This is a genomic window from Micromonospora globispora (assembly GCF_003857015.1).
GTDB classification, from domain to species: Bacteria; Actinomycetota; Actinomycetes; order Mycobacteriales; family Micromonosporaceae; genus Micromonospora; species Micromonospora globispora.
The window spans coordinates 1-1,231 of record NZ_QGGF01000724.1; the positions used below are offsets into that span (position 1 = coordinate 1).

Here is a 1,231-nt window from a genome sequence, read left to right on the forward strand (position 1 = left end):
CCACAAACGTTGGCCGGGTTGGTTATGCGGCTCGGCTGGCGGGTTGGCCCCAGCGGCGGTGTCGTTCGCTGCGGATTTTGGCGCGGTGGCGGCGTTGGGCGGTCAGGACGTCGGGGTGGCGGGCGTTGGCGTTGCGCCAGCGCAGGTAGGCGTGCAGGCCGCGGGCCAGGACGGTGTGGTTGGGGTGGTCCGAGCCGGCGATGACGAAGGTGCGCAGCGGCCCGAAGTGTGCCTCGATCGGGTTGGCCCAGGATGCGTAGGTCGGAGTGAAACACAACTCGACCTTGTTCCGTGCCGCCCACTGTCGGATCGCGAAGCCCTTATGCGCGGACAGGTTGTCCAAGATGATGTAGATGGGGGCGCCGTCAGGGCGGGCGGCCCGGATCGACTTGAGTGCGGCGAGGGTGTTCGCGGCCGATTTCTGTCTGCGGACCACACCCCAGAGGGTGTCGTCGCCGATCGAGTAGCAGCCGTGGAACTGCCGCACGCCGTGCAGCTTGTGGTAGTTCGCCGGGAGCCTGCGTGGGCGGCTCTTGGGCTGCCAGCCGACGCCGCCGTGCGGGCGGATCGTCAGCGGCCCGAACTCATCGAACGCGAACGTGCGGTGTGGGAAGTGCTCGATCACGTGCTCGATACGGGCCAGCTTCTGCTCCCGCTGGGGGTCTGTGGACTCTTTCCACGTCTTCGTGCGTTGGAAGGTGATCTGGTGGCGGCGCAGCACCTGCCGTAGTCGTTCCCGCCCGATGATCACCCTCCGATCGGGGTTGTCAGCGAGGTATTCGGCGAGCTTGCGCACGCTCCAGCAGGTGAACGGCCGTCCCAGCTTGGCGGGACGGGTGTTGGCCGTCGCGACGATGAACGCCTCGTCGTCGCTACTGATTCGGCGGGGACGGCCACCCGCCCACTGAGGGTCCAGGCTGGCCATGCCCATCTCGTTGAACCGGTGGATCACCTGCCGAACGGAGTCTTCGTCGGCCTGCACGAGCCGGGCAATGACCGGCACACTGTTCCCGCCAACCGAGGCGAGCACGACCATCGCCCGCCGCAGCCGCACGACCGAGCCGGTGCCCCGACGCACCAGACGTTGCAGCCGCTGACCCTCTTGATCACTTAATCGACGTACCCGAACCGGCTCTGCCACCCCGACAGCCTGACGGCCCCACGCCGGCCCAGCCCTTCACTCAGGCCGGCGTGTCACCAACACCGCCAACGTTTGTGGTCAGAGCACTAG

At 67.5% G+C, this 1,231-nt stretch carries 1 protein-coding gene; it reads right to left on the bottom strand.

Going from position 1 to position 1,231, the window contains the following annotated elements:
* Positions 1 to 22: 22 nt before the first annotated feature.
* The gene (locus tag DKL51_RS32865; protein WP_109942618.1) at positions 23 to 1,141 is read right to left on the bottom strand and encodes an IS630 family transposase; all 1,119 of its coding nucleotides are present in this window, start codon (positions 1,139 to 1,141) and stop codon (positions 23 to 25) included.
* Between the last annotated feature and the right edge of the window lie 90 nt (positions 1,142 to 1,231).